The organism is Streptomyces sp. DT2A-34, from assembly GCF_030499515.1.
Taxonomy (GTDB): Bacteria; Actinomycetota; Actinomycetes; order Streptomycetales; family Streptomycetaceae; genus Streptomyces.
This window is the reverse complement of the sequence record NZ_JASTWJ010000001.1, coordinates 245,976-268,836: the sequence shown is the minus strand read 5'-3', so window position 1 is coordinate 268,836 and position 22,861 is coordinate 245,976. Positions and strand designations below refer to the sequence as shown.

Sequence of the window (22,861 nt, the reverse complement as noted above, 5' to 3'; positions counted from 1 at the left end):
ACCGATGGGTGCGCCCCGTTGGGTCGCAGTCACAAGGCGTGAGCTTAGGTTAGGCTTGCTTTATAGTTCAACTGCTGTGAGATCACTGTGACATGCGCAATAGATGATCAGGCGCTCACGGTTCATCTGGTGTTTTCCCTTGATTACGTGTGTAAGGTAAGGCTTACCTAGTCTGTTTTTCGTTGAAACCTCGCACAGGAGCACCGATGTCCGTGGCCTCGACGCCTCCGTCGGCCGGCGCCGTCGCGCGTACGCTCGGTGATGTCTACGCGCGGCTGACCGACCTCTGCGACGTCCTGTCCGTGCGGGTCGCCGAGCCCGGCACGGCGGGCGCCCGAGGGGGAGTGTCGGCGGCGGAGCTGGTGAAGGACGAGGCCGTGCTCGACGCCTTCGTGGCGGCGGAGACGGCCCGGATCCACGACCGCTACGGGAGCGTTCCGCGTCGCCACGTCGCCGCCTCGCGTGCCCTGCACGACTACGCCTGGTCGGTCTCCCTGCTCATGAGCGGAGCCTGGTACCTCGAACGCCGCGTGCCGCGGATCCGGCCCGAGGACCTGCGCCTGGACCTCGACTCGGCCGAGTTCACCCTCACGCCCGGGAGCGACCTCGCCTGCCTGGCCGACGACCAGGCGGCCACCCTCCCCGGCGTGCTGACGGCCCCTCATGAAGAGGCCCTGCGCGTGGAGTTGCGTGCCGCCGTCGCCGATCACATGGGTCCGCTCCTGGACGCGATCGGCCCCGTCGCGCGACGCGGCTCACGCGCCCTGTGGGGCATGGTCGCCGACGACCTCGTCTCCGGTATCTGGTACCTCGGCCGGACGCTCGGCCGCGAGGACGAAGCCGTAGCGGCGGCCACCCGGCTGTTGCCTACCGCGGTGACCCCGTACCCCGGCGGCGCCGACTTCCGTCACCTGACGACCGACGACGGACGACGGCACCCGACACGCACCCGCACCGGCTGCTGCATGTACTACACGATCCGCCCCGACGAGGCGTGCGCCACCTGCCCCCGCACCTGCGACGCGGAACGGCTGCGCCGACTGCAGGGCTGAAACGAACCTGTCGGCAGCGCCCCGACAGGGGCGCGGGGCCGCATTCGACATGCGGCTCCGCCGCGCGGGGCGCGACCAGCCACGACGGCGCCGCAGACGAAAGACGACACATCGCGGCCCAACCCGCGGAGCGCTCAGTCGGACGTCGCCAGGAACTGCGTCGCCGCGAGCTCCGCGTAGAGCGGATCGGCCGCCACGAGTTCCCGGTGGGTGCCCACCGCGCGCACCCGGCCCGCGTCCATCACCACGATCCGGTCGGCCATCGTCACCGTCGACAGCCGGTGCGCCACGACCAGCACCGTGGTCGTGCGGGCGACGTCGGCGACCGTGTCGCGCAGCGCCGCCTCGTTCACCGCGTCGAGTTGCGAGGTGGCCTCGTCGAGGAGCAGCAGGCGGGGTCGGCGCAGCAGGGCGCGGGCGATGGCGACACGCTGGCGTTCGCCGCCGGAGAGCTTGGTGCCCCGGTGACCGACGAGCGTGTCGAGGCCGGCGGGCAGCCGGGCGACCAGGCCGTCCAGGCGCGTCGTCTTCAGGACCCGCGTGAGGGCGTCGTCGTCCGCGTCCGGGTTGCCCAGCAGCAGGTTGTCCCGCAGCGAACCGGACAGGACCGGGGCGTCCTGCTCCACATAGCCGATCGCGGAACGCAGTTGGGTCAGCTCCCACTCGGCGAGGTCCCGCCCGTCGAGCGAAATGGTCCCGCCCTCGGGGTCGTAGAACCGCTCGATGAGGGAGAACACGGTCGTCTTGCCCGCGCCGGACGGGCCGACGAAGGCCGTCATGCCCTGGGCGGGCACGGCGAACGTCACCCCGTGGTGGACGTACGGCAGATCGTCGGCGTACCGGAAGCGCACGTCCTCGAACGCGACCGCGGCCGGCTCCGCCCCGGCGGTGGGCAACGGCGCGGGCGCGGCGGCCGGTTCGGCGGGCAGCCGCAGCGCCTCCTGGATGCGGGCGAGCGCCGCCGAGCCCGTCTGGTACTGCGTGATCGCGCCGACCACCTGCTGGATCGGCGACATCAGATAGAAGACGTACAGCAGGAAGGCGACCAGTGTGCCGATGTCGATCGCCCCGGTCGCCACCCGGGCCCCGCCCACCGCGAGCACCGTGATGAACGCGATCTGCATGGAGAGCCCGGCCGTGTTGCCCGCCGCCGCCGACCACTTGGCGGCCCGTACGCTCTGCCGCCACGACTCCTCGGCGGCCTCGTGCAGCGTACGTTCCTCCCGGTGCTCGGCACCCGACGCCTTCACCGTGCGCAGCGCGCCGAGGATCCGCTCCAGCGAGGCCCCCATCACCCCGACCGCGTCCTGCGCCCGACGGCTGGCCCGGTTGATGCGCGGCACGATCACGCCCAGGATCGTGCCGGCGCCCAGGATCACGGCGAGCGTGACGGCCAGCAGCACCGGATCCACCAGGCCCATCATCACCACCGTCGCCACCAGCGTCAGCCCGCCGGTGCCGAGGCCGACCAGCGAGTCCGTCGTGACCTCGCGCAGCAGCGTCGTGTCCGAGGTGATGCGGGCCATCAGATCGCCCGGCTCGGTGCGGTCCACGGCGGCGATGCGCAACCGCAGCAGATACGACGACAGGGCGCGCCGCGCGCCGAGCACCACCGACTCGGCGGTGCGCCGCAGCACATACGAACCCAGCGCGCCCACCGCGGCGTTGCCGACCACCAGCCCGGACATGATCAGCAGCGCGCCGGTGATGGTCCGGTCGTGGGACAGGTCGTCGATCAACTCCCGCGCCACCAGCGGCAGCAGCAGCCCGGTGGCGCCCGTGACCAGCGAGAGCACGGCGCCCGCCAGCAGGGCCCACCGGTGCGGGCGTACGTAGCCCAGGAGCAGCCGCCAGGTGGGCGGGGCGGTCTCGGTCGCTGCGATGCTCAACGAGGCTCCTCAGGAGTCGTACGGAGCACTCAGGCTACGTCGGCCCCCTCCCGTGGAGCCTGCCAGTTCCGCGCCACGGCGACCGCCAGGGGCCGCCGGGCGCCGTCGGGCAGGCAGCCGGCGAGCATGCCGGTCAGGACGTCACCGGGGCCGAGCTCGACGCAGACCGTCACTCCGTCGCGGTGCAGTCGGCCGACCGCGTCCGCGAAACGGACCGGTGCGCGCATCGCCCGCGCCCAGAAGTCCGGCTCGGCCGCCTCGGCCCCGACCGGCTCGGCGGTGGTGTCGGAGAGCAGGGGCAGGGCGGGGCCCGCAGGACGAGCGACGCCAAGGCGCGGCGGTAGTCGTCCAGCAGGGCGTCGAAGTGGGGGGAGTGGGGCGCCACGTCCAGGCGGAGCTGATGCGTACGGCGACCCCGCGCCGCCCACTCCTCGCAGATCCGCCGCACCGCCGCACGGTCTCCCGACACGACCACCGACCGTGGCCCGTTGACCGCCGCGATCACCGCCCCCGGCCCAGGGCCGAGCTCTTCGGGGGACGCCTCCACGGCCGCCATGCACCCCGTCTTCGGCAGCCCGTCCGCGAGCCGGGCCAGCGTGCCGACCGCACGACACGCGTCCGGCAGGGACAGCACCCCCGCCGCGTGCGCGGCGGCCATGTGCCCGGCCGAGTAGCCGAACAGCACGTGCGGGCGCACACCCTGACTCTCCAGCAGCCGGTACTGCGCGATCTGCAGCGCGAAGATCGCCGGATACCCGAACGCGACCCGATCGAGCAGGGCGGCGGTGGGCGTACCCGCCTCGGCGAACATCACCTCCCGCAACGGCACGTCGACGTACGGGTCCAGCAGCGCGCACACCTCGTCGAGGGCGTCGGCGAACACCGGGGAGGAGCCATGGAGCGCCCGCCCCATGCCCGGCTGCTGCGAGCCGGCGGCCGAGAACAGGAACGCGACACGCCCCCGCGGCACCCGCACCGCGTCCGCCCCCCGCGCGGGCGCCTCGCGCGCCCGCGTCAGCCGTGCCACCACCTCCTCGACCGACGCGCACACGACGATCCGCTCCATGTCCCCGGGATGCAGGAAGCCCTCGTCCCGCGCGTGCTCCAGGAAGGACAGCAGGGGGCGGTAGAAACCGGACGGGTCGAGGAGCAGACACGGTTTGCGGTGGATCTGCAACTGCGCCCAGGACAGCACCTCCAGCAGTTCCTCCGCCGTGCCAAGCCCGCCCGGCAAGGCCACGAAGGCATCGCCCTCCGCGGCCATCCGCGCCTTGCGCTCATGGATGTCCCCGACCACGACGAGATCGGTGAGCCCCGTGTGGGTGATCTCGTACGGCAGCATCAGGCGCGGCACGACTCCGGTCACCGCCCCGCCGGCGCTCAGCGCCCCGTCCGCGACGGCGCCCATGAGGCCGGTGCGCGCACCGCCGTAGACCAGCCGCAGGCCCGCCCCGGCCAGGGCGCGGCCGAGTTCGGCGGCCGTGCGCACATGTGCGGGGCCGCGGCCGGGGGAGGCGCCGCAGAAGACGGTCACCGCGGTCATGTCCACAGGCCGTACCCCCTGGTCAGGACGCGGTACGGGTCGTACAGGTCCTTGGCGCGGACGAGACCGGGCCAGACGGGGCCGAAGTGGGCGCGCCAGTCCCCGGGCGACATCGGCAGCGCGCCGACCGGGTGGAGGACGCCGCCGACGGCCCTGGCCCGCTCGTACAGCGCCCGGTTGGCGGCGACCAGACGCCGTACGACGCCCGGGGCGGCGGGCGGTGCCGTGCGCATCAGGGCGAGCAGACAGAGGAGTTCGCCCGCGGGCCTGCGCAGCAGCGGGGTGTGCAGTGTGCGGCCCGACAGCGGGCGGAGCTGGACCGTGCCGCAGAAACGCAGGCCCTGCTGGGCGCCCTCGGCCAGCACGGCCGGGACGAAGGAGCCCGCCGCCTCCTCCGGCAGCAGCAGGGTGAGCCAGGGGTGCGGGCGGTCCCACTCGCCCGTGGCGCGCAGCAGCCGCTCGTCACGGTCCAGGCGGTGCGCGTACTCGGCGTACGACAGGTCCGCGATCTCCTCGGTGTCGCGGTCGTGGTCCAGGTCGCCGATCAACAGCTCGTCGTCGGCGGGCGGTCCGCCGTCGTGCGGCACGACCGCCTCGATCATGTAGCGCCAGTTCCCGCCGAGCGCGGGCCGCGCCTGGCCCGCGACATGGCTGAAGCGGCTGTCGCGGGCCAGCCGCCGCTGATCGGTGAGGTAGGTGGCCGGCGCGTCGTGATAGAGGCGGTAGCGGCGCACATGGGTCGGCGCGGGCACCAGGGCGAGGGTGGCGCTGAGGATCAGGGCGCACTGGCCGAGCCCCGCCAGCACCGCGCGGAAGAGGTCCGGCCGCCGGTCGGGGGCGCAGACCAGCCGTTCACCGGTGCCGGTGACGACCTCCAACTCCCGTACCCAGTCGGCCACCGGACCGTGCCGATGACTGGAGCCGCCGAAACCTCCGGTGCTCAGCAGCCCGCCGACGCTGCCGCCGAGGTGGTCGGGCAGCACCGGCGGGGTGAGCCCCGCGGCGAGCGCGGCCCGCACGACGTCGCGCCACAGCGCGCCGGCCCCGGCGGTCAGCGTCCGCTCGTCCGGCGCACAGCGCACGTCGTCGAGGGCGGCCATGTCGACGACGTAGCCGCCGTGCGCCTGCCCCTGCCCGTACACGGCCTGTCCCGCGCCGCGCGCGGAGACCGGCAGTCCGTGCGGCCCGGCGAAGGAGACGAGTTCCTGGACGTCGGCGGCGCAGCGGGCCGGGAGCACGCCGAGCGGACTGGAGCCGACGATATGGCCGAAATCGGTGGCGGCCTCCTTGACCCCCGACTTCGCCCCGGACGTGCCCGTCATGCCGCACGCTCCAGCATGCCGAAGTCGAATGCGGGGTCCGTCGTCGCGTTCTCGAAAATTTCGGTGAACACCCGGTGTTGGAGAATGCCGTGTTCCGCATGCCGCTCGGCGATGAGAGCGGCGATCCGATGCAGGATGCGTTCCGGGATTTCCTGTTTGTCGATGGTCCCCGCATCAAGTGAGTATTTGGCGCAGCATTCGAGCACCGCCTCGAATCCGTTGACGGACGCGGCCGGCCACCGCTGCCGCGGATCGTGCCAGAGCGCGGCCAGCTCCTGGAGCAGACCCGGGCCGCGGACGCCCGGCGTGAGCATCTCGCGGGCCCGGCGGGTCAGGTTGGCGAGATACACGTCGTACGCGGGAAGCGGGAGGAGACGGACCGTCAGTCGCCAGCCGAGCCGTGGTCGGCGGGCGCACAGCTCCCGCAGCAGCGAGATCGAGCCACCCTCGACGATCACCAGCCGGTGCCGGCCGGCGAGCCGCTCCACGAGCTCGACGAGCGCGTCCGTGGCCTCGGTCGCGGACAGGTCGCCGTCGGCGAACGTCCGGTCCCCGAGCCAGTGGCGACGCACGCCCGGCACGTCGGCCCCGGCGCGGGCGCTCGTGGTGGCGAGATCGGTGAAGCACTGCAAGCGGTCGGCGACGACGATCGGGGCGCCGGTGGCCGGCCAGCCCGGTGGCCGACGCACTCTTGCCGACGCCGGTCGGCCCCGCGATCAGATGGACGAACGGACGGACCGTGGAGGACGTTTCGTTCTCTGCCATGGCGGGATGTCCCCTTGCGCTTCGGGTACGGGAAAGACCACTGCCAAGTTACGCAGCACGGCTTGAACTGACACCCAGTGGAAAGCCTGGAGCGGGCAAAGAGACGGCCACATTCCTGTGAGCTTGTTAAAGGTTCAAGCGGGACCAGTTGGAGGGAGCGACTTCGGGGAATTCCCAACCATATGAGTGGCCGTCGCTTTTCTTCTTAACGTATTCATGACGCGTCACAGGAACCCGTCCCCAGGAGGACTCGCCGTGCACCCCGACATGCTGCAGGCCGTCGCCGAATCCCTGCCCGCCGCCCGCCCCGTCGGGCCGGCCGGGCGCGGCACCGTCCTTGTCGGCTACCGCGCCGTGGAGGAACTGGCGCGGTTCGCCACCGACCCGCGCTGGAGCGTCCACGTCCCCGGCCATCCGGACGAGGTACGCCATGCGATCGGGCGCGCCGTGCGGCGCGGCGAGCGGGCGTACGTGCATCTCTCCGGGGAGTCCAACACCGAAGCGCGCTGCCTGGCGGAGGGCTTCGAACTCGTCCGGGACGGGTTCGACGGCGTCGTCCTCGCGGTCGGCACCGCCCTCGACCCCGTGCTGCGCGCCACGGCCGGCCTCGACCTCGCCGTGCTCTACGCGGCCACCCTCCGCCCCTTCGACGAGGTCGGACTGCGCACGGCCGTACTGGCCGCCGACCACGCGGACGTCGTGCTCGTCGAGCCCGGACCGCCCGGCCTGTCGGCCCGGCATGTCGCCGAGACCCTGGTGCACGTACCGCACCGGCTGCTGCCCCTGGGCGGCGCGGACGGCCTGGACGAGGACGTCCTCGCCCGGGCCGTCCGGGACTTCCTCAGGTGACCGGCACCTCCCCGCGCTGAGCCAGGGTGGCCAGAGTCGCTTCGAGGTCCGCGGGGCGCGGGCGGTTGTGCGGGAGCTTCGACAGCAGGGCGGCCATGCCGCAGGTGTTGCTGAGCGCCGAGAAGACGAGGCCGCCCGCGACACCGGCGGACAGCAACTGCCAGGCGGGGTGCAGGAGTCCGAGCCCGAGACCGGTCAGGACGATCGCGCCCGCGGTGAAACGGACCTGGCGCTCCATGGACCACGTGGCGCGCGAGGCCACCGTCGGCCGGTGCAGCTCGTGCCCGCGCCGCGCCCAGCCCTGGGTGCCGCCCGTCAGGGTCATGGCCCGGACGCCGTGCTCGGCGAGGACGCGGCAGGCGTTCTCCGAGCGGGCCCCGGAGGCGCACACCACCAGGAGTTGCCCGCCGGGGATCCGGCGCAGGGTGGGCAGGGCGCTCTTGAGCCGGTCCAGGGGGATGTTCAGGGCGTCGGGCAGATGACCTGTGGCGTACTCGCCCGGCGTGCGGACGTCGAGGACGGTCAGGCCGGGCAGACGGGAGCGGGCCTCGTCGACGTCGAGGGCGAGGGGGCCGTGGGGTGCGGTCATGGGGAATGAGATCCTTTCCGAGGAGGAGGTAAAATACCCCCAAGGGTATGTAGCGGGGGAGGTAGGGGAGCGATCGTGGAGCTGCAGTTCGAGGGCGATGACCTCAAGTCGGTGCTGAACCGGCTGCGCCGGGCGCAGGGGCAGATCACCGGAGTGATCAAGATGATCGAGGAGGGCCGCGACTGCGAGGACGTCGTCACCCAGCTGGCCGCCGCCTCCCGCGCCCTCGACCGGGCCGGCTTCGCGATCATCGCGACCGGGCTGCAGCAGTGCCTCACCGACGCCGAGAAGGGCCGGAGCAACGGCGAGACGACGGAGCAGATGAAGGCACGGCTGGAGAAGCTGTTCCTGTCGCTGGCGTAGGGGGGCGCGGGCCCGGTTGCCAGGGGGACATCCGGGCCGGGGCCGGCGGGGCTGTTGTCGGACGCCCCGTCGTCATACGACGGCGTCGGCCAGCATCCACACGGCCACCGCCAGCAGGACGTACGCGAAGATCCGCTGAAGTGTGCCGCCCGAGACCTTCGCGGCGAGACGCTTGCCGTCCCACGCCCCGAGTATCGCGGCCGCGGCGAACGGCCCGACGGCGGTCCAGTCGAGGCTCACGGCCGAGCCGGCCCGGGCCGCCAGCGCGACCAGCGAGTTGACGGCGATGACCAGCAGACTGGTGCCCACGGCGGCCCGCATGCGCAGCCCCACCACGTTCACCAGCGCCGGCACGGCGAGGAAGCCGCCGCCCACCCCGAGCACCCCGGTCACCGCGCCGAGACCCACGCCGGCCCGGACGACCTGACCGCGACGCACCGGCACGTCGTGGTGCCGTACGGAGGCCGACGGCCGGAGCATGCGCAGCGCGGCGAGGGCGGCGATCACCGCGAACGCCGCGGTGAGCAGCCCGGGAGGCAGCCGCCCGGACACCGCACCGCCGACCGCCGCCGGCAGCAGGCCCGCCCCGGCGAACAGCGCTCCGGCCCGCCACCGCACCGTGCCCTCGCGGGCGTGCGCGGCGAGCGCGGTGGCGGAGGTGACGGCGACGACGACCAGACTCGCGGTGGCGGCCGCGGCGGGCGTGAAGCCGAGCAGGTACATCAACGCGGGCACGGCCAGCACACTGCCGCCACCCCCCAGCGCCCCGAGCGCCAGCCCGGTGACGCCACCGGCGAGCAGGCCGAGGACCAGGGCGCTCACCGGGGCCGGCCGGAGGTCCCCGCCCCCGACTCCGCCACCACGGGAAGCCCCGCCTCGGCCCAGGCCCGCATGCCGCCGATGACGTCCACGACGTCCGTGCCGCCGCGCGCGGTGAGCAGGGCCGCGGCCTCGCGGGAGCGCTTGCCGGAGCGGCAGATCGCGACGATCGGGCGGCCCTGCGCGGCCTTCGGCAGCAGCTCCCCGGCCGTGAGCGAGGAGAGCGGCGCGAGGACGGCGCCCGGGGCATGTCCCGCGGCCCACTCGTCGGGCTCGCGGACGTCCAGCAGGACGGCGTCCGAGCCCGCCCGCTCCTCGGCCTCGGCCGGGGTGATGCGCGCCATGGGCAGCCCGGCGTCGCGCGCCGCGGCGAACCCGTCGTCGACGGCGACCACGTCGCGTCCCGCCGCGTCGAGCAGCGAGGCGGCGATGGCGGCCCGCATACCGCCGGCGCAGTGCACCCACACGGTGCCCTCCGGTATCTCCGGGAGGCGGCCGCGCAGTTGGTGCAGCGGAATGTGCAGCGAGCCCTTGAGGTGGCCGGCCTCGCGCTCGGAGTCGCGCCGCACGTCGAGGACCACGACGGCGTCCTGTGCGGCTGGTCGGGCAGCGGCCGTGCGGGCAGCGGCCGTTCGGGCAGCGGCCGTTCGGGCCGCGGCCAGTTCGGCGAAGGTGCCGCGCGGGAAGGAGCGCGGCCGCTCGCCCTGCCGTATCCAGTCGGCGGGGGAGCCGGTCGCGGCCGCGACCGGTCGGTCGATGCCGACCCGGACGAGTTCCCGCTGCGCGTCGGCCAGTTGGGCCGGTGTCTCGGCGAGCAGGGTGACCGGCTTGCCCCAGGGCAGCAGCCAGGCCAGATAGGTGGCGAGCTGCCCCTCGGCCTCGAAGTTGAGCGACCCGGCGACATGCCCCTTCGCGAAGGCGACCCGGTTGCGCAGATCCACCACCCACTCCCCGGCGGCCAGCCGTGCCGCGATCTCCTCGGCGTCGGCCGGGCGGGGCGGCGTCAGGTCCACCGGAGCCGGGCCCTGTGCGTTCACCGGACCCATGTGCGCGTAGTACGCGGGAATGTCGTCCAACCCGGCGAGCAGGTCGGCGACGAACGCGTCGACGTCCTTCACCAGGGCCTCGTTCACAGCGCGCTCACGCCCGATCGTCGTCACCGCCCCGCCCGCGGCCTGCGCGGCGGAGCAGAAGCTGCCGAAGCCGTGCGTCGGCAGGACCGCCGTCCCGTCCGGCAACTCGGCGGCCAGCCGGTGCGCGGAGTCGTACTGCGCCCGCGCCAGCCGCGCCGTCAGCCCCGGCTCGACCAGGTCGGGCCGCCCCACGGTGCCGATGAGCAGGGAGCCGCCGGTGAAGACGGCCACGGAGTGACCCGCCTCTTCCAGGACGTACGACGTGTGGTGCGGGGTGTGTCCGGGAGTGGCCAGGGCACGCAGCACCAGGCCGTCGTCGATCCGCGTACGGTCCCCGTCGGCGACCGGCACCCGCTCGTACCCGACCCGCGCCGCGGCCGGCACGAGATAGGTGGCGCCGGTGATCCGGGCCAGTTCCAGGCCCCCGGTCACGTAGTCGTTGTGGACGTGGGTCTCCACGACGTGGGTGATGCGCACGCCCCGCCGCGCGGCGGCCGCGATCACCCGGTCGATGTCCCTGGGCGGATCGACCACCGCGGCGCTGTGCGCGCCGCCCGCCAGGTAGCCGCGGTTGCCCAGTCCCGGCACGTCGATGGTGTCGACGAAGTACACGGCAGCACTCCTCTCCTGGTGAAGCCTGCGAGATCCCGGTCGGGAGATTTACCCCCGGGGGTATATGAACCACAGCAGCAAGGTACCCCCGGGGGTATTTACGGAAGAGGGTCGGAAGCGGATGTGAAGGCCCTCGCTCCGTGCCTTTACCGATCAGTCACGTCTAGGGTCGGAGGTGGACGGAGAGCCGCCTAGCGAAGGGTTCAGCACCATGGCGCAGGAAGTACGGGGCGTGATCGCACCGGGCAAGGACGCGGGCGTGCGCGTGGAGGCGATCGTCGTGCCGGACCCGGGGCCGGGAGAAGCCGTCGTACAGGTGCAGGCCTGCGGGGTCTGTCACACCGACCTGCACTACAAACAGGGCGGCATCAGCGACGACTTCCCCTTCCTGCTGGGCCACGAGGCGGCCGGCGTGGTGGAGTCGGTCGGCGCCGGCGTCACGGAGGTCGCGCCCGGTGACTTCGTGATCCTCAACTGGCGTGCGGTCTGCGGGAAATGCCGGGCCTGTCTGCGCGGCCGGCCCTGGTACTGCTTCGACACCCACAACGCGACGCGGAAGATGACCCTGGCCTCGACCGGACAGGAACTCTCCCCGGCGCTCGGTATCGGCGCCTTCGCCGAGAAGACCCTCGTCGCGGCCGGGCAGTGCACCAAGGTCGACGCGGCGGTGGCCCCGCAGGTCGCCGGCCTGCTGGGCTGCGGCGTGATGGCCGGGATCGGCGCCGCGATCAACACCGGCAACGTCGGCCGGGGCGACACGGTCGCGGTGATCGGCTGCGGCGGTGTCGGGGACGCGGCGATCGCCGGATCGAACCTGGCGGGGGCGGCGAAGATCATCGCGGTCGACATCGACGACCGCAAGCTGGACAAGGCCCGCACGATGGGCGCCACCCACACGGTCAACTCCCGCGAGACCGACCCGGTGGAGGCGATCCGCGAGCTGACCGGCGGCTTCGGCGCGGACGTGGTGATCGAGGCGGTCGGCCGCCCGGAGACGTACAAGCAGGCCTTCTACGCCCGCGACCTGGCCGGCACGGTCGTCCTCGTCGGCGTGCCCACGCCGGAGATGAAACTGGAACTGCCGCTGCTGGACGTCTTCGGGCGCGGCGGCGCGCTGAAGTCGTCCTGGTACGGCGACTGTCTGCCCTCCCGGGACTTCCCGATGCTGATCGACCTGCATCTGCAGGGCCGCCTGGACCTGGAGGCGTTCGTGACCGAGACCATCCAACTCGACGAGGTGGAGAAGGCGTTCGAGCGGATGCACCACGGCGACGTCCTGCGCTCGGTGGTGATGCTCTGATGGCCGCCCGCATCGAACGCCTCGTCACCTCCGGGCAGTTCAGCCTTGACGGCGGCACCTGGGACGTCGACAACAACGTGTGGCTCGTCGGCGACGACCACGAGGTCATCGTCATCGACGCCGCCCATGACGCCGACGCCATCGCCGAGGCCGTCGGCGACCGACGCCTCACCGCGATCGTGTGCACACACGCCCACAACGACCACATCGACGCCGCGCCCGCCCTGGCGGACCGCACCGGCGCCACGATCTGGCTCCACCCCGACGACCTGCCGCTGTGGAAGCAGACCCATCCGGACCGCGACCCCGACGCCCACCTCGTGGACGGGCAGATCATCGAGGCGGCGGGCGCCGACCTCACGGTCCTGCACACGCCGGGCCACGCTCCGGGCGCGGTCTGCCTGCACGACGCCGGGCTGGGCGTCGTCTTCACCGGCGACACCCTCTTCCAGGGCGGCCCCGGCGCCACCGGCCGCTCCTACTCCCACTTCCCGACGATCATCGACTCGATCCGCGCCCGCCTCCTCACCCTCCCGCCCGAGACCAAGGTCCTCACCGGCCACGGCGACGCGACCACCATCGGAGCGGAGGTGCCGCATCTGCAGGAGTGGATCGACCGGGGCCACTGAGGCCGGAAGCCATGGCCGGGGGCCGGAAACCGGTGGTCGGGGGCCGGGAGAACCGGTGGTCGGGGGCCGGGAAAACCGATGGTCGGGGTTGAGCGCCGACCGTACGATCACGCCCCATGACCACCAACACGCTCGTGACCCTGCATGACGTACGCGTCCTGCGCTGCGCTCCCGACGGCCCGCCCCTGGACGGCGAGAGCGCGGCGCTCGATCTCATCGGCGACGCCTACGGGCAGGAGGCCGAGTTGGTCGCGGTGCCGGTGGAGCGGGTCGCAGACGAGTTCTTCCAACTCCGGTCAGGCGTCGCGGGCGCGGTCATGCAGAAGTTCGTGAACTACCGGGTGCGCCTCGCCGTCGTCGGCGACGTCTCCCACCACATCGCCGAGAGCACGGCCCTGCGCGACTTCGTCCACGAGACCAACAACGGCGGCCACATCTGGTTCCTGCCGACCTACGACGCACTCGACGCGCGACTGCGCCCGGCCGGGTGACCCCTCAGCAGGCCGAGTAAAAGACGACAGAAGATGTCCGGCTTCCCCGGCACCCTCGAAAGCGACATCGCTCGTACAGGGTCGGGAGGCCGTACATGTCACAGCCGCTCAAGGACAAGGTCGCACTCGTCGCGGGGGCGACACGGGGAGCCGGACGGGGCATCGCCGTCGAGCTCGGCGCGGCCGGCGCCACCGTCTACGTGACGGGACGCAGCACCCGCGCCCGGCGCTCGGAGTACGACCGCCCCGAGACGATCGAGGACACCGCCGACCTGGTCACCGAGGCCGGCGGCCACGGCATCGCCGTACCCACCGACCATCTCGACCCGGCACAGGTCCGCACCCTCGTGGACCGCGTCGCGGACGAACAGGGCCGCCTCGACATCCTCGTCAACGACATCTGGGGCGGCGAGAAGCTCTTCGCCTGGGACAGCCCGATCTGGGAGCACGACCTCGACAAGGGCCTCAGGCTGCTGCGGCTCGCGGTCGAGACCCACGCGATCACCAACCACCACGCCCTGCCCCTGCTCCTGCGCCACCCCGGCGGACTCGTGGTCGAGATGACCGACGGCACGGCCGACTACAACGGCGACCACTACCGCAGCTCCTTCTTCTACGACCTCGCCAAGTCATCCGTCCTGCGCATGGCCTTCTCCCTCGGCCACGAACTCGGACCGCGCGGCGCCACGGCCGTCGCGCTGACCCCGGGCTGGCTGCGCTCGGAGATGATGCTGGAGGCCTTCGGGGTGCGGGAGGACAACTGGCGCGACGCCCTCGAACGCGTCCCGCACTTCGCCATCTCCGAGACGCCGCGCTATGTCGGCCGCGCCGTCGCCGCCCTCGCCGCCGATCCCGACGTGTCCCGCTGGAACGGCGCGTCCCTCTCCAGCGGGCAGCTCGCGCAGGTCTACGGCTTCACCGACCTCGACGGCAGTCGCCCCGACGCGTGGCGGTATCTCGTCGAGGTCCAGGACGCGGGAAAGCCGGCGGACACTACGGGTTACCGCTGAGGCGGCACCGGGTCGCCCGTGCGGAGCGGCCAGCGCGCAGAGTGGCCCGGCGGCAGGCCGAGGTCCTCCCGCACCGCCGTGTAGTAGCCCTCACGTCCGGCGCGCTGCCGCTCCAGGAGTGCCCGCCAGGCCTCGGGATCCCTCCTGCTCTCGCGCACGAACCGCTCCATCTCCATCGCCGTGACGACCCACGCCCGTGCCTTCTCCACCACCTCGGGGCTGCCCAGCATGATCAGCGCTTCACCCGAGGGGTCCCGGCGGGTGGTGGCGTCGGCCAGCAGCGGCTTGGCTTCTTCGAGGGGCAGGGGATCCGGGTGCGGGTCGTTGCCGAGCTCGGCCGCGACCCGGTACGTCACGGTGACCGTCTTCTTCACCGACTGCGCGTAGTCGGCGTACACCGCGAGCCGCCGCTCCTCCCAACGCGCCGCCTGCTCCCGCCGGAACCTCACCTGGTCGCCCCGCACGACCACCAGATACGAGCCCAGCGCGCCGATGACGACGCCGATGAGCGCGGGGAGTTGCTGTATGAACGCGGACATGGCGGCACGCTATCCGCCCGGACGATCATCGCGGCAGTACGGTTCGGCGTCATGACGGACACAACACGCTTCGCAGGCCACGGAGTTCTCGTCACCGGCGCGGCTCGCGGCATCGGCGCCGCCACCGCCCGGCGGTTCGCGCAGGAGGGGGCCCGGGTGCTGGTGACCGACACGGACGGGCCCGAGGCCGAGAAGACCGCGGCGACGCTGCGGGAGGACGGCCTCGCGGCGCAGGCGCTCGTGTGCGACGTGGCGGACCGGGCGTCCGTCGAGGCGGCCGTCGCCCACGCCGTCGACACCTTCGGCTCCCTCGACGTCCTGGTCAACAGCGCGGCCTCCTGCACCCCCGACACCCCGCTCTTCGAGGACGGCGCGGACGAGGCGTGGGCCCGAGACCTCGACGTCACCCTGACCGGCACCTACCGCTGCTGCCGCGCCGCCCTCCCGCACCTGGCCGCCACCGGCCACGGCGCCATCGTGAACATCGGCTCCGTCAACGGCCTCCAGGACTTCGGCAACCACGCCTACAGTGCCGCCAAGGCCGGCCTCGGCTCCCTCACCCGCACCCTCGCCGGCCACGCCGCCGCCCGCGGCGTCCGCGTCAACCTGGTCACGCCCGGCACGGTGCGCACCTCGGCGTGGGAGGGGCGGGACGCGGAACTCGACGCGATCCGCCCGCTGTACCCCCTGGGGCGGGTCGGCGAACCCGAGGACATCGCCGCGGCCGTCGCCTTCCTGGCGTCCCGCGACGCGGCCTGGATCACCGGCACCACTCTCACCGTCGACGGCGGCCTGACGGCGGTCAACACCGGCTTCCACGCGGGGACACGGGGGCGGGCAGGCGCATGAGCGGCCCGCCGGACGGCTCCCCGCCGAGGTGGCGGGGAGCCGGGAACGCCGTACGGCGGTCGCGGTGACTACCGGGGTGCGACCGCGTCCTCGGTGCGGTCGCGCCGGCTCCGCTCCCGCACCAACGAGACCGCGATCACCAGCGCGGCGACGAGTACGGAGAGCAGGACCTGACTGCGGCCGCCGCCCTCGCTGTCGTCGGTGAGCATGTAGACGAGGACGAACGAGATCATCCCGATCGTCGCCCACGTCAGATACGGGAACAGCCACATACGGACCACGAGCTTCTCCGGGCTCTCGCGCAGGATGATCCCCCGCATCCGCAGTTGCGAGAAGCAGATGACCAGCCACACGAAGAGCGCGATCGCGCCCGAGGAGTTCAGCAGGAACTGGAAGACGGTGTCCTTCCACAGGTAGTTGAAGGCGACCGCGACGAAACCGAAGGCCACGGAGGCCAGGATGGCCGCCTGCGGCACGCCGCGGGAGTTCGTGCGGACGAAGGACCGCGGCGCGTCGCCACGCTGACCGAGGGAGAAGGCCATGCGGGAGGCGGTGTAGAGGCCGGAGTTGAGACAGGACAGCACGGCCGTCAGCACGACGACGTTCATGATCTGCCCGGCGTGCGGGATACCGATCGAGTCCAGGGCCGCCACGTACGAGCCGTGCTTGGCGATCGAGGGGTCGTTCCACGGCAGCAGCGCGACCACGACGAGGATCGAGCCGACGTAGAACACGCCGACCCGCCAGATGACACTCCTGGTGGCCTTGGCGACCGCCCGCCGCGCGTCCGGGGACTCACCGGCGGCGAGGGTGACGATCTCGCTGCCCATGAAGGAGAAGACGACCAGCAGGATGCCGGTGAGGATCGCACCCGGACCGTTGGGCAGGAAGCCGCCGTGCTCGGTGAGATTGGCGAAGCCGGTCGCGGTGTGGTCGGAGCCGGGCAGCACACCGAAGATCGCCAGGCCGCCGAGGACGATGAAGCCCGCGATGGCGACCACCTTGATGCCCGCGAACCAGAACTCGAACTCGCCGAACGAGCCGACCGAGGCCAGGTTCGTGGCCGTCAGCACCACCATCACGATCAGCGCCCAGGCCCACTGCGGTACGGCCGGCACCCACCCCTCCAGGATCACGGCACCCGCGGTCGCCTCCACGGCGAGCACGACGACCCAGAAGAACCAGTACAGCCAGCCGATCGAGAACCCGGCCCAACGCCCGAGTGCCCGGTCCGCGTAGGCGGAGAAGGAACCGGAGGTCGGATTGGCCGCGGCCATCTCGCCGAGCATCCGCATCACGAAGACGACCAGCGCGCCGACCAGTACGTACGACACCAGGATGCCGGGCCCGGCGGCGGCGATACCGGAGGCGGAGCCCACGAACAGGCCGGCGCCGATCACCCCGCCGATGGCGATCATCGACAAATGGCGGTTCTTGAGACCGGCCCGGAGCCCTTCCTGCTGCGGAGGCTGGGCGAGTGTGGGCGGTGTGGCGGGGGTGGCCGAGCCAGGGGGACGTGTAGTCATGTCGACATCCATTGAGTGATGGGGAGGGCCTTGCGGGGAGTGGGCGCCCGGAGAAAGCGATCACGGCGTGGAGCCTCGCTCCGTCTCCTCGTGGGAGGTGAGCCGTATCACTTGTGGAAATGGATTTGCGCAAGCGTACGAGGGGCCGGGGGGCGACGTGTTTGTGAAGGACGACCAAACTCGCCCTCAAGGCCTGTGCGAACGGCCAATGCGAAAGCGCTGTCAGGTGGTCGGCAGTGCCGTCAGATGGTCGGCAGCGCTGTCAGGGGGTCGGCGGCAGTCGCAGCTGGAGCATGGCCAGCAGACGCTGGTCCGGACGGCTCAGGTCCATGCCGGTGAGTTCCTCGGCCCGGCGGATGCGGTAGCGCAGCGTGTTGGGGTGCACATGCAGCTGGGCCGCGGCCGCCCGCACGTCACCGAAGGAGTTCAGATACGCCAGCAGGGACTCGGCCAGTCGGCCCTGGTGACGGCTGTCGTGCCGCACCAGGGCGGTCAGCCGTGGATCGCGTATCTCGGGATGGGCGGTGAGCAGCGTCAGCATCTCGCTGACCAGGACCTCCGCCTGGATGTCCGGCAGCGCGGCGACCGCGATGGGAAGGCCGGCGCCCATCATGGCGTCGAGGATGCGGTCGGACTCCCGGCGCGACTCGGGGACGTCACCGAGCCCGGGGACCAGGCAGCCGACCGAGCCGCACAGCGGCAGGCCCAGGTGGCGGCGGGCGGCGTCGGTGATCTCCTGGCACCAGCCGCGCAGGGTGTCCGTGCCGACGCTGCGGGGCAGCTGGGGCAGCAGCACATAGATACGGGGGTCGAGCTGGGTGACCAGCGCGCTGCGGTGCCGGGCGGCGATGTGCACCGAGATCAGGTTGGTGACCTCGGTGTGGGCCAGCTCCGGTGCGGCGCCGACATGGCTCGTCTCCGGCGCGGCGACGACCCCCGCGGTCCCGTACGAGAACCCCAGGACGGCGGCCGGGAGGCCGGCGTCGAATCCCAGGTGGGTGGCGAGCGGCTGCGGCCCGGTGCTCCCCTCCAGAAGTCCGGCCAGCAGGGTCCGGGTGAGCGTCAGGTCCTCGGAGAGCTCCCGGCGGCGGCGTACCAGGTGGTGCGCGGCGACCCGGGCGGCGCCCAGCAGCGCCTGCTCCGAGTGCTCGGACAGGGGCGCCGAGCCCTCCTGCACCCAGATGGTGCCCAGCTGCCGGTCCCCGGACCTGATGGCCACCGCGAGCCGGCGGCGGATCCCCAGCTCCGGGTGGCTGTCGATACCGATCACCTGGTCGCTGGAGCGCAGGTGCTGGAACACGCCCCACTCGCGCAGCTTCGCCAGGTACGCCTCCGGACCCTGCCAGCCGAGGATGGACCGCCGCCGCAGGTCGTCGATCTCGTCGGAGTCGGTGGAGCGCGAGTAGGCCAGCACCCGGTTGGCGGCGTCCTCGATGCTGACGATGCCGCTGGTGAGCACGGCGGTGGTCTGGGCGAGCGAGAAAAGGTCGCCCTCCTCGGCCCCTTCGCCGGGGCGGCCCGGAGGGGCGTCGTCGAGGGCGGCACGGGCCAACGCGTTCACCTGCTCCCAGCGCGCCTCACTGCGCAGCGAGAGCAGGGCCACCCCGGCCTCGGCGGCCGTCTCGCTGAGGGCCGCGGCCTGACCGGGACCGTCCAGTTTGACCACGACGGCGGTGGCTCCGTCGCGTGCGGCGGCCCGCAACGCGGGAAAGGCGGCGCGGCCCCGGGCACCGATGACGAGGACCAGCTCACCCGGCTGGGCAGTCGGAGGATCCTCCGGATCGAGCAGGGCGACGCCCCGGATCTCGACGTCGAGCCCGGCGGGAGCGGCCTGCACCTCCACCAGCGTGTCCCCCAGGGCCATCAGCAACTGACGCAGGCTGATGCTGGCTGAGGGCGGAGACACCGCGGCCGGATCCATGAACGGGGATCGTACTGGGACACGACCGCTGGCCTGCAAACGTCGCCCGGAGGATGGCCGCAGCGGCAGGCGGCGCAGCCGGTCCAGGCCGACGCCGAGCACGGCCGGCGCCTTGAGGACGGTGGAGCGGGCGCCGCCCGACAGCATGCCGCCGCGCTCGCCGAGCCATTTCCGGGCGACGGCGTACGTGCTCGTCAGCCCCGTCCCCGGTGAGCGCGGTCGGCGTCGCACCGCCGCGGGGTGCACAGCGGTAGCGGAGGCACAAATTTCACCGTTCGGTCACAGCCGCACGAGGCCCACAACCCACGACCCCGTAGATCTGTCTAGCTGGCAGAGAACGCACGAACCACATGGGGAGAGGCCTGGTCATGGCGGACATACGCAGACGGCGAGCAGTCGCGCTCGGCATCACCGGAGGACTGGTCGCACCGCTCACGCTCGCACTCGGCGCCGCGCCGGCGCAGGCCGCGAGCTGTACGACGCAGACCGGGCCGTACCAGAAGCAGGTGGAGAAGTTCCTCGGCCGACCGGTCGACGGCAAGCAGTCCGCCGCCGACTGCAAGGCCATCCAGGCCTTCCAGAACAAGCACGGCATCACCCCGAACGTGGGCTACGCCGGTCCCGTCACCTGGGGCGTGATGGACCTGATGAACAAGCAGAAGGCCGTCGGGAACAACCCCAACAAGGACGGCAAGTGCCCGACGAACAAGGGCCGCATCGCCTGCGTCAACCTCACGCTCCAGCTGAGCTGGATCCAGGACGGCAGCAGGCTGGTCTACGGCCCCGTACCGGTGCGCACCGGCCGCAACGGCTACGAGACCCGCACCGGCCTGAAGAAGATCTACTGGCGGGACATCGACCACGTGTCGAGCATCTACGACGTGCCGATGCCGTACTCCCAGTTCTTCGACGGCGGCCAGGCCTTCCACTCGGCCGGCGTCAGCATGTGGAACCCGCCGGGCTCGCACGGCTGCGTCAACATGACCAAGACCGTCGCCAAGAAGTACTGGTCGCTGTTGAAGAACGGCGACGACGTCTACGTGTACGGCCGCAAGCCGGGCACCTGATCGAGAACAGGCACCCGGCTCGCGCGGGAACGTCACGCCTCGGGGGCGTCTCCGAAGTCCGGGATCTCCAGCCTGACCCCGCCCTGCCGCGCCGACTCATGCGCGACGATGCCCGGCAGGGTGTAGCGGGCCGCGACCCACGCGTTCACGGACGGCAGGGTGCGCGTGTTGACGGCCGTCACGAAGTCGTCCACCAGGAAGTGGTGGCTGCCCTCATGGCCGTTGTGCAGATGGTCGAACTCCCGGGGCAGCCGGGAGCGGTCGTGCACCGGCGCCGAACCCGAGGTGAAAGCGGCCCGCAGATCCGGCGCGATGTGCTGGAGTGACGGGTCGTCAGGAGCCATGGTCGGCTTGGGCTCCAGCAGCTCGCTGATGTCCTGCACGCCCTTCTTGTCCTGCCACAGGGCAACCGTGGCGAGCTGCTCCATGCTCGCCTCGGTGCCGAAGAAGCGGAAGCGGGATTCCCGTATGTGGGACGGGTAGCCCACCCGCCGGAACTCGTTCGTACGGAACGAGCCGCCGCCCGCGACCTCGAACAGTGCGGTCGCGTTGGAGACGTCGTTGCCGAACTGGCTGACGGACTTGTCGAAGACGCCGTCGCCGCGGTCGTCCACGACCCCGATCGCCGACACGCTCACCGCGTGCGTCCGCCAGGCCCCGAGCACGCCGCCCACCGCGTGCGTCGGGTACAGCAGCGGGGGATAGCTGGCGGTCGCCTTCCAGTTCTCGCCGCCGCTGTACTGGTACGCCTCGTAGAACCCGAGGTCCATGTCGTGGACGTAGTCGCCCTCGGCGTAGAAGAGCCGCCCGAAGGCGCCCTCGGCGATCTGGTTGCGGGCGTGCACGGTCGCCGGGTTGTACTGACTGGTCTCACCCATCATGTACGTCAGCCCGGTCGCCTTGACCGCGTCGATGATCGCGGCGATCTCCTCCGCGGTGATCGCCATGGGGACGGCGGAGTAGACGTGCTTGCCCGCGTTCAGGCCCTGGAGGACCAGCGGGCCGTGGGTCCAGCGCTGGGTGAAGATCGCGACCGCGTCGACGGCCTTCGACTCCAGCATCGCCTCGTACGAGGGGAAGGGGCCGGCCAGTCCCTGCGCGTCGGCGAGCTGCTCGGCCCGCTCGGGCAGCAGATCGGTGACGTACACGTCGCTGACACCGGGGTGGGCCTGGAACAGCGTGGCGAACTGGCCGGAGAACTGGCCGGCGCCGACGATGCCGAGGGAGAACGTCATGGAGTGGGTGCCTTTCACTGGCCGAGGATGAGGTTGATCTGGTCGCTGGTCTGGTCGAGGCTGCTCACGGGCTTTCCGTTGCCGTAGATGTCCTCCATCGCGGGCGCCATGAGCGCCGTCATGTCCGCCGAGTAGCTGGCGATCGGGTAGGAGAAGGTCCTGAAGCGCTTCTTGTCGGCGACGGGTTCGGTGAACGCCGAGACGTCGATGCCCTTCTTGTCGTACGCGGCGACGGCGGCCCTGGTGCCGGCCGGGGTGGCGGGGAAGACGACGCCGTACTTGCCGACGACGGTCTGGCACTCGTCGGAGGCCAGGTACGCCACCCACTTGCGGGCGCCCTCCTTGTTCCTGGCGGCCTTGGTGATGGAGTCGGCGAGACCGTTCATCATGGTGGCGCGCTTGCCGGTCGGGCCGACCGGCGTGAGAGCGGTCCTGATGTCCGGGCCTTCGAAGCCCGCGTAGGTGGAGATCATCCAGGCACCGTCGAACGCGGCCGCGGCCTTCCCCGCGGCGACCTGGGTGTTCGCCTGGTTGGACTGGACGTTGTAGTCGGAGAGCGGGGGCATGTAGCCCTTCTTCGCCAGACCGAAGTACCACTTGATGACGGACTGGAAGGTCTTGCTGTCGTACTGGTACTTCGTGCCCCAGCGCGGCTTGTCCAGATAGCTCCAACCGGCGGAGGCCGCGAAGTTGCTCCACTGCGTCTGGCCGTCGCCGAAGCCGCCGCCGTTGCTGGCCAGGCCGTACACCTTGACGTGGTCCTTGTCGAAGCCCGGCTCGTCGCCGCGCTTGCCGTTCCTGTCGACGGTCAGGTGGGCGATGGCCTTCTCGAAGGTGCCGCCGTCCTTGGGGTTCCAGTCCAGGTTGTTCAGCTGGTCGGCGGTCAGCCCGGCGGCCCGGGCCATCTTCTGGTTGTAGAAGAGCGCGACCGTGTCCCAGTCCTTGGGAGCGCCGTACCGGTGGCCGTCCTGGCCGATCCAGTTGGCGGCGAGCCCCGGCTGGTAGTCGGAGTCCTTGATGCCGAGGTCGTCGAGCGGCTCGAGGACCTTCAGGTCGGCGAACTGGCCGAAGTTCTGGATGTGGTCGGTGAACACGTCCGGCTGGGTGCCCGCGATGAAGCCGGCGGTGAGTTTGGTCCAGTAGTCGCTCCAGCCCAACTGGGTGATCTTGACCTTGAGTCCGGGGTTCTCCTGCTCGAACCCCTTGGCGCAGGCCTGGTAGGCGGGCAGCTGGTTGGCGTCCCACAGCCAGTACGTCACCGTGTTCGCGGACGACCCTGCGGAGCCGCCGTTCGCACAGCCGGCCGCCAGGGACAGGGCCAGCGCTCCGGCGAGCGCCGTCAGCTTTCGAAGTCGCAT

The 22,861-nt window shown here is 71.9% G+C and carries 22 protein-coding genes; 9 read left to right on the top strand and 13 right to left on the bottom strand.

Features of this window, described 5'->3' with window-relative positions; all coding sequences use genetic code 11:
* Positions 1-206 precede the first annotated feature (206 nt).
* Positions 207-1,052, top strand: a complete 846-nt coding sequence (locus QQM39_RS01295) for a (2Fe-2S)-binding protein (protein WP_301994713.1) — start codon at positions 207-209, stop codon at positions 1,050-1,052.
* Between the two features lie 134 nt (positions 1,053-1,186).
* Here QQM39_RS01295 and QQM39_RS01290 read toward each other — a convergent pair whose 3' ends face one another.
* From QQM39_RS01290 to QQM39_RS01270, 5 genes are read right to left on the bottom strand one after another with little or no spacing between them, the layout of a single operon-like run.
* Positions 1,187-2,941, bottom strand: coding sequence for an ABC transporter ATP-binding protein (locus tag QQM39_RS01290; protein ID WP_301994712.1), 1,755 nt, complete (start codon positions 2,939-2,941; stop codon positions 1,187-1,189).
* 29 nt (positions 2,942-2,970) lie between these two features.
* The gene (locus QQM39_RS01285) at positions 2,971-3,114 is read right to left on the bottom strand and encodes a hypothetical protein (RefSeq protein WP_301994711.1); all 144 of its coding nucleotides are present in this window, start codon (positions 3,112-3,114) and stop codon (positions 2,971-2,973) included.
* Complete coding sequence (locus QQM39_RS01280) at positions 3,111-4,484, bottom strand: TIGR00730 family Rossman fold protein (protein ID WP_301994710.1); 1,374 nt, start codon at positions 4,482-4,484, stop codon at positions 3,111-3,113. Before QQM39_RS01280 ends, QQM39_RS01285 begins: the two co-directional genes overlap by 4 nt.
* Positions 4,481-5,806: an FAD-binding protein gene (locus QQM39_RS01275; protein ID WP_301994709.1), complete on the bottom strand. Its 1,326-nt coding sequence runs from the start codon at positions 5,804-5,806 to the stop codon at positions 4,481-4,483. Before QQM39_RS01275 ends, QQM39_RS01280 begins: the two co-directional genes overlap by 4 nt.
* Complete coding sequence (locus tag QQM39_RS01270; RefSeq protein ID WP_301994708.1) at positions 5,803-6,495, bottom strand: isopentenyl transferase family protein; 693 nt, start codon at positions 6,493-6,495, stop codon at positions 5,803-5,805. The genes QQM39_RS01275 and QQM39_RS01270 overlap by 4 nt, the downstream gene beginning before the upstream one ends.
* A 292-nt stretch (positions 6,496-6,787) precedes the next feature.
* On the opposite strand from QQM39_RS01270, the gene QQM39_RS01265 reads away from it, so the two are divergent.
* Positions 6,788-7,420 carry a transketolase gene (locus QQM39_RS01265; RefSeq protein WP_301994707.1) on the top strand — a complete coding sequence of 211 codons (633 nt, stop codon included), beginning with the start codon at positions 6,788-6,790 and terminating at the stop codon, positions 7,418-7,420.
* On the opposite strand, the gene QQM39_RS01260 is transcribed toward QQM39_RS01265, so the two are convergent.
* Positions 7,413-8,009 carry a rhodanese-like domain-containing protein gene (locus QQM39_RS01260; protein WP_301994706.1) on the bottom strand — a complete coding sequence of 199 codons (597 nt, stop codon included), beginning with the start codon at positions 8,007-8,009 and terminating at the stop codon, positions 7,413-7,415. The genes QQM39_RS01265 and QQM39_RS01260 overlap by 8 nt on opposite strands.
* A 75-nt stretch (positions 8,010-8,084) precedes the next feature.
* Between QQM39_RS01260 and QQM39_RS01255 the strand changes: the two genes are divergently transcribed.
* Positions 8,085-8,372, top strand: coding sequence for a metal-sensitive transcriptional regulator (locus QQM39_RS01255; protein ID WP_301994705.1), 288 nt, complete (start codon positions 8,085-8,087; stop codon positions 8,370-8,372).
* A 72-nt stretch (positions 8,373-8,444) separates the two neighbouring features.
* Here the strand turns inward: QQM39_RS01255 and QQM39_RS01250 are convergent, their stop codons facing one another.
* Positions 8,445-9,194: a sulfite exporter TauE/SafE family protein gene (locus tag QQM39_RS01250; protein ID WP_301994704.1), complete on the bottom strand. Its 750-nt coding sequence runs from the start codon at positions 9,192-9,194 to the stop codon at positions 8,445-8,447.
* Positions 9,191-10,936, bottom strand: a complete 1,746-nt coding sequence (locus QQM39_RS01245; RefSeq protein WP_301994703.1) for a rhodanese-like domain-containing protein — start codon at positions 10,934-10,936, stop codon at positions 9,191-9,193. The genes QQM39_RS01250 and QQM39_RS01245 overlap by 4 nt, the downstream gene beginning before the upstream one ends.
* A gap of 211 nt (positions 10,937-11,147) precedes the next feature.
* Here QQM39_RS01245 and QQM39_RS01240 point away from each other — a divergent pair, with 211 nt between their 5' ends.
* From QQM39_RS01240 to QQM39_RS01225, 4 genes are all read left to right on the top strand, one after another.
* Complete coding sequence (locus QQM39_RS01240; protein ID WP_301994702.1) at positions 11,148-12,236, top strand: S-(hydroxymethyl)mycothiol dehydrogenase; 1,089 nt, start codon at positions 11,148-11,150, stop codon at positions 12,234-12,236.
* A complete protein-coding gene (locus tag QQM39_RS01235) occupies positions 12,236-12,865 on the top strand; it encodes an MBL fold metallo-hydrolase (protein ID WP_301994701.1) in 630 nt (209 codons plus the stop codon). Before QQM39_RS01240 ends, QQM39_RS01235 begins: the two co-directional genes overlap by 1 nt.
* 116 nt (positions 12,866-12,981) lie before the next feature.
* Entirely contained in the window at positions 12,982-13,356 is a 375-nt protein-coding gene (locus tag QQM39_RS01230; RefSeq protein ID WP_301994700.1) for a DUF4180 domain-containing protein, read from the top strand.
* 95 nt (positions 13,357-13,451) lie between these two features.
* Positions 13,452-14,366, top strand: coding sequence for an SDR family oxidoreductase (locus tag QQM39_RS01225; protein WP_301994699.1), 915 nt, complete (start codon positions 13,452-13,454; stop codon positions 14,364-14,366).
* Here the strand turns inward: QQM39_RS01225 and QQM39_RS01220 are convergent.
* Complete coding sequence (locus QQM39_RS01220; protein WP_301994698.1) at positions 14,357-14,905, bottom strand: hypothetical protein; 549 nt, start codon at positions 14,903-14,905, stop codon at positions 14,357-14,359. The genes QQM39_RS01225 and QQM39_RS01220 overlap by 10 nt on opposite strands.
* Positions 14,906-14,956: 51 nt before the next feature.
* On the opposite strand from QQM39_RS01220, the gene QQM39_RS01215 reads away from it, so the two are divergent.
* Positions 14,957-15,754: an SDR family NAD(P)-dependent oxidoreductase gene (locus QQM39_RS01215; RefSeq protein WP_301994697.1), complete on the top strand. Its 798-nt coding sequence runs from the start codon at positions 14,957-14,959 to the stop codon at positions 15,752-15,754.
* Positions 15,755-15,822: 68 nt separating this feature from the next.
* Here QQM39_RS01215 and QQM39_RS01210 read toward each other — a convergent pair whose 3' ends face one another.
* Positions 15,823-17,280 carry an amino acid permease gene (locus QQM39_RS01210; protein ID WP_301994696.1) on the bottom strand — a complete coding sequence of 486 codons (1,458 nt, stop codon included), beginning with the start codon at positions 17,278-17,280 and terminating at the stop codon, positions 15,823-15,825.
* 262 nt (positions 17,281-17,542) lie between these two features.
* Complete coding sequence (locus QQM39_RS01205; RefSeq protein WP_367668844.1) at positions 17,543-19,432, bottom strand: PucR family transcriptional regulator; 1,890 nt, start codon at positions 19,430-19,432, stop codon at positions 17,543-17,545.
* A gap of 137 nt (positions 19,433-19,569) precedes the next feature.
* Here QQM39_RS01205 and QQM39_RS01200 point away from each other — a divergent pair, with 137 nt between their 5' ends.
* A complete protein-coding gene (locus QQM39_RS01200; RefSeq protein ID WP_301994695.1) occupies positions 19,570-20,268 on the top strand; it encodes a L,D-transpeptidase in 699 nt (232 codons plus the stop codon).
* Between the two features lie 32 nt (positions 20,269-20,300).
* Here QQM39_RS01200 and QQM39_RS01195 read toward each other — a convergent pair whose 3' ends face one another.
* The gene (locus tag QQM39_RS01195) at positions 20,301-21,503 is read right to left on the bottom strand and encodes a Gfo/Idh/MocA family protein (RefSeq protein WP_301994694.1); all 1,203 of its coding nucleotides are present in this window, start codon (positions 21,501-21,503) and stop codon (positions 20,301-20,303) included.
* Positions 21,504-21,517: 14 nt separating this feature from the next.
* The gene (locus tag QQM39_RS01190; RefSeq protein WP_301994693.1) at positions 21,518-22,861 is read right to left on the bottom strand and encodes a sugar ABC transporter substrate-binding protein; all 1,344 of its coding nucleotides are present in this window, start codon (positions 22,859-22,861) and stop codon (positions 21,518-21,520) included.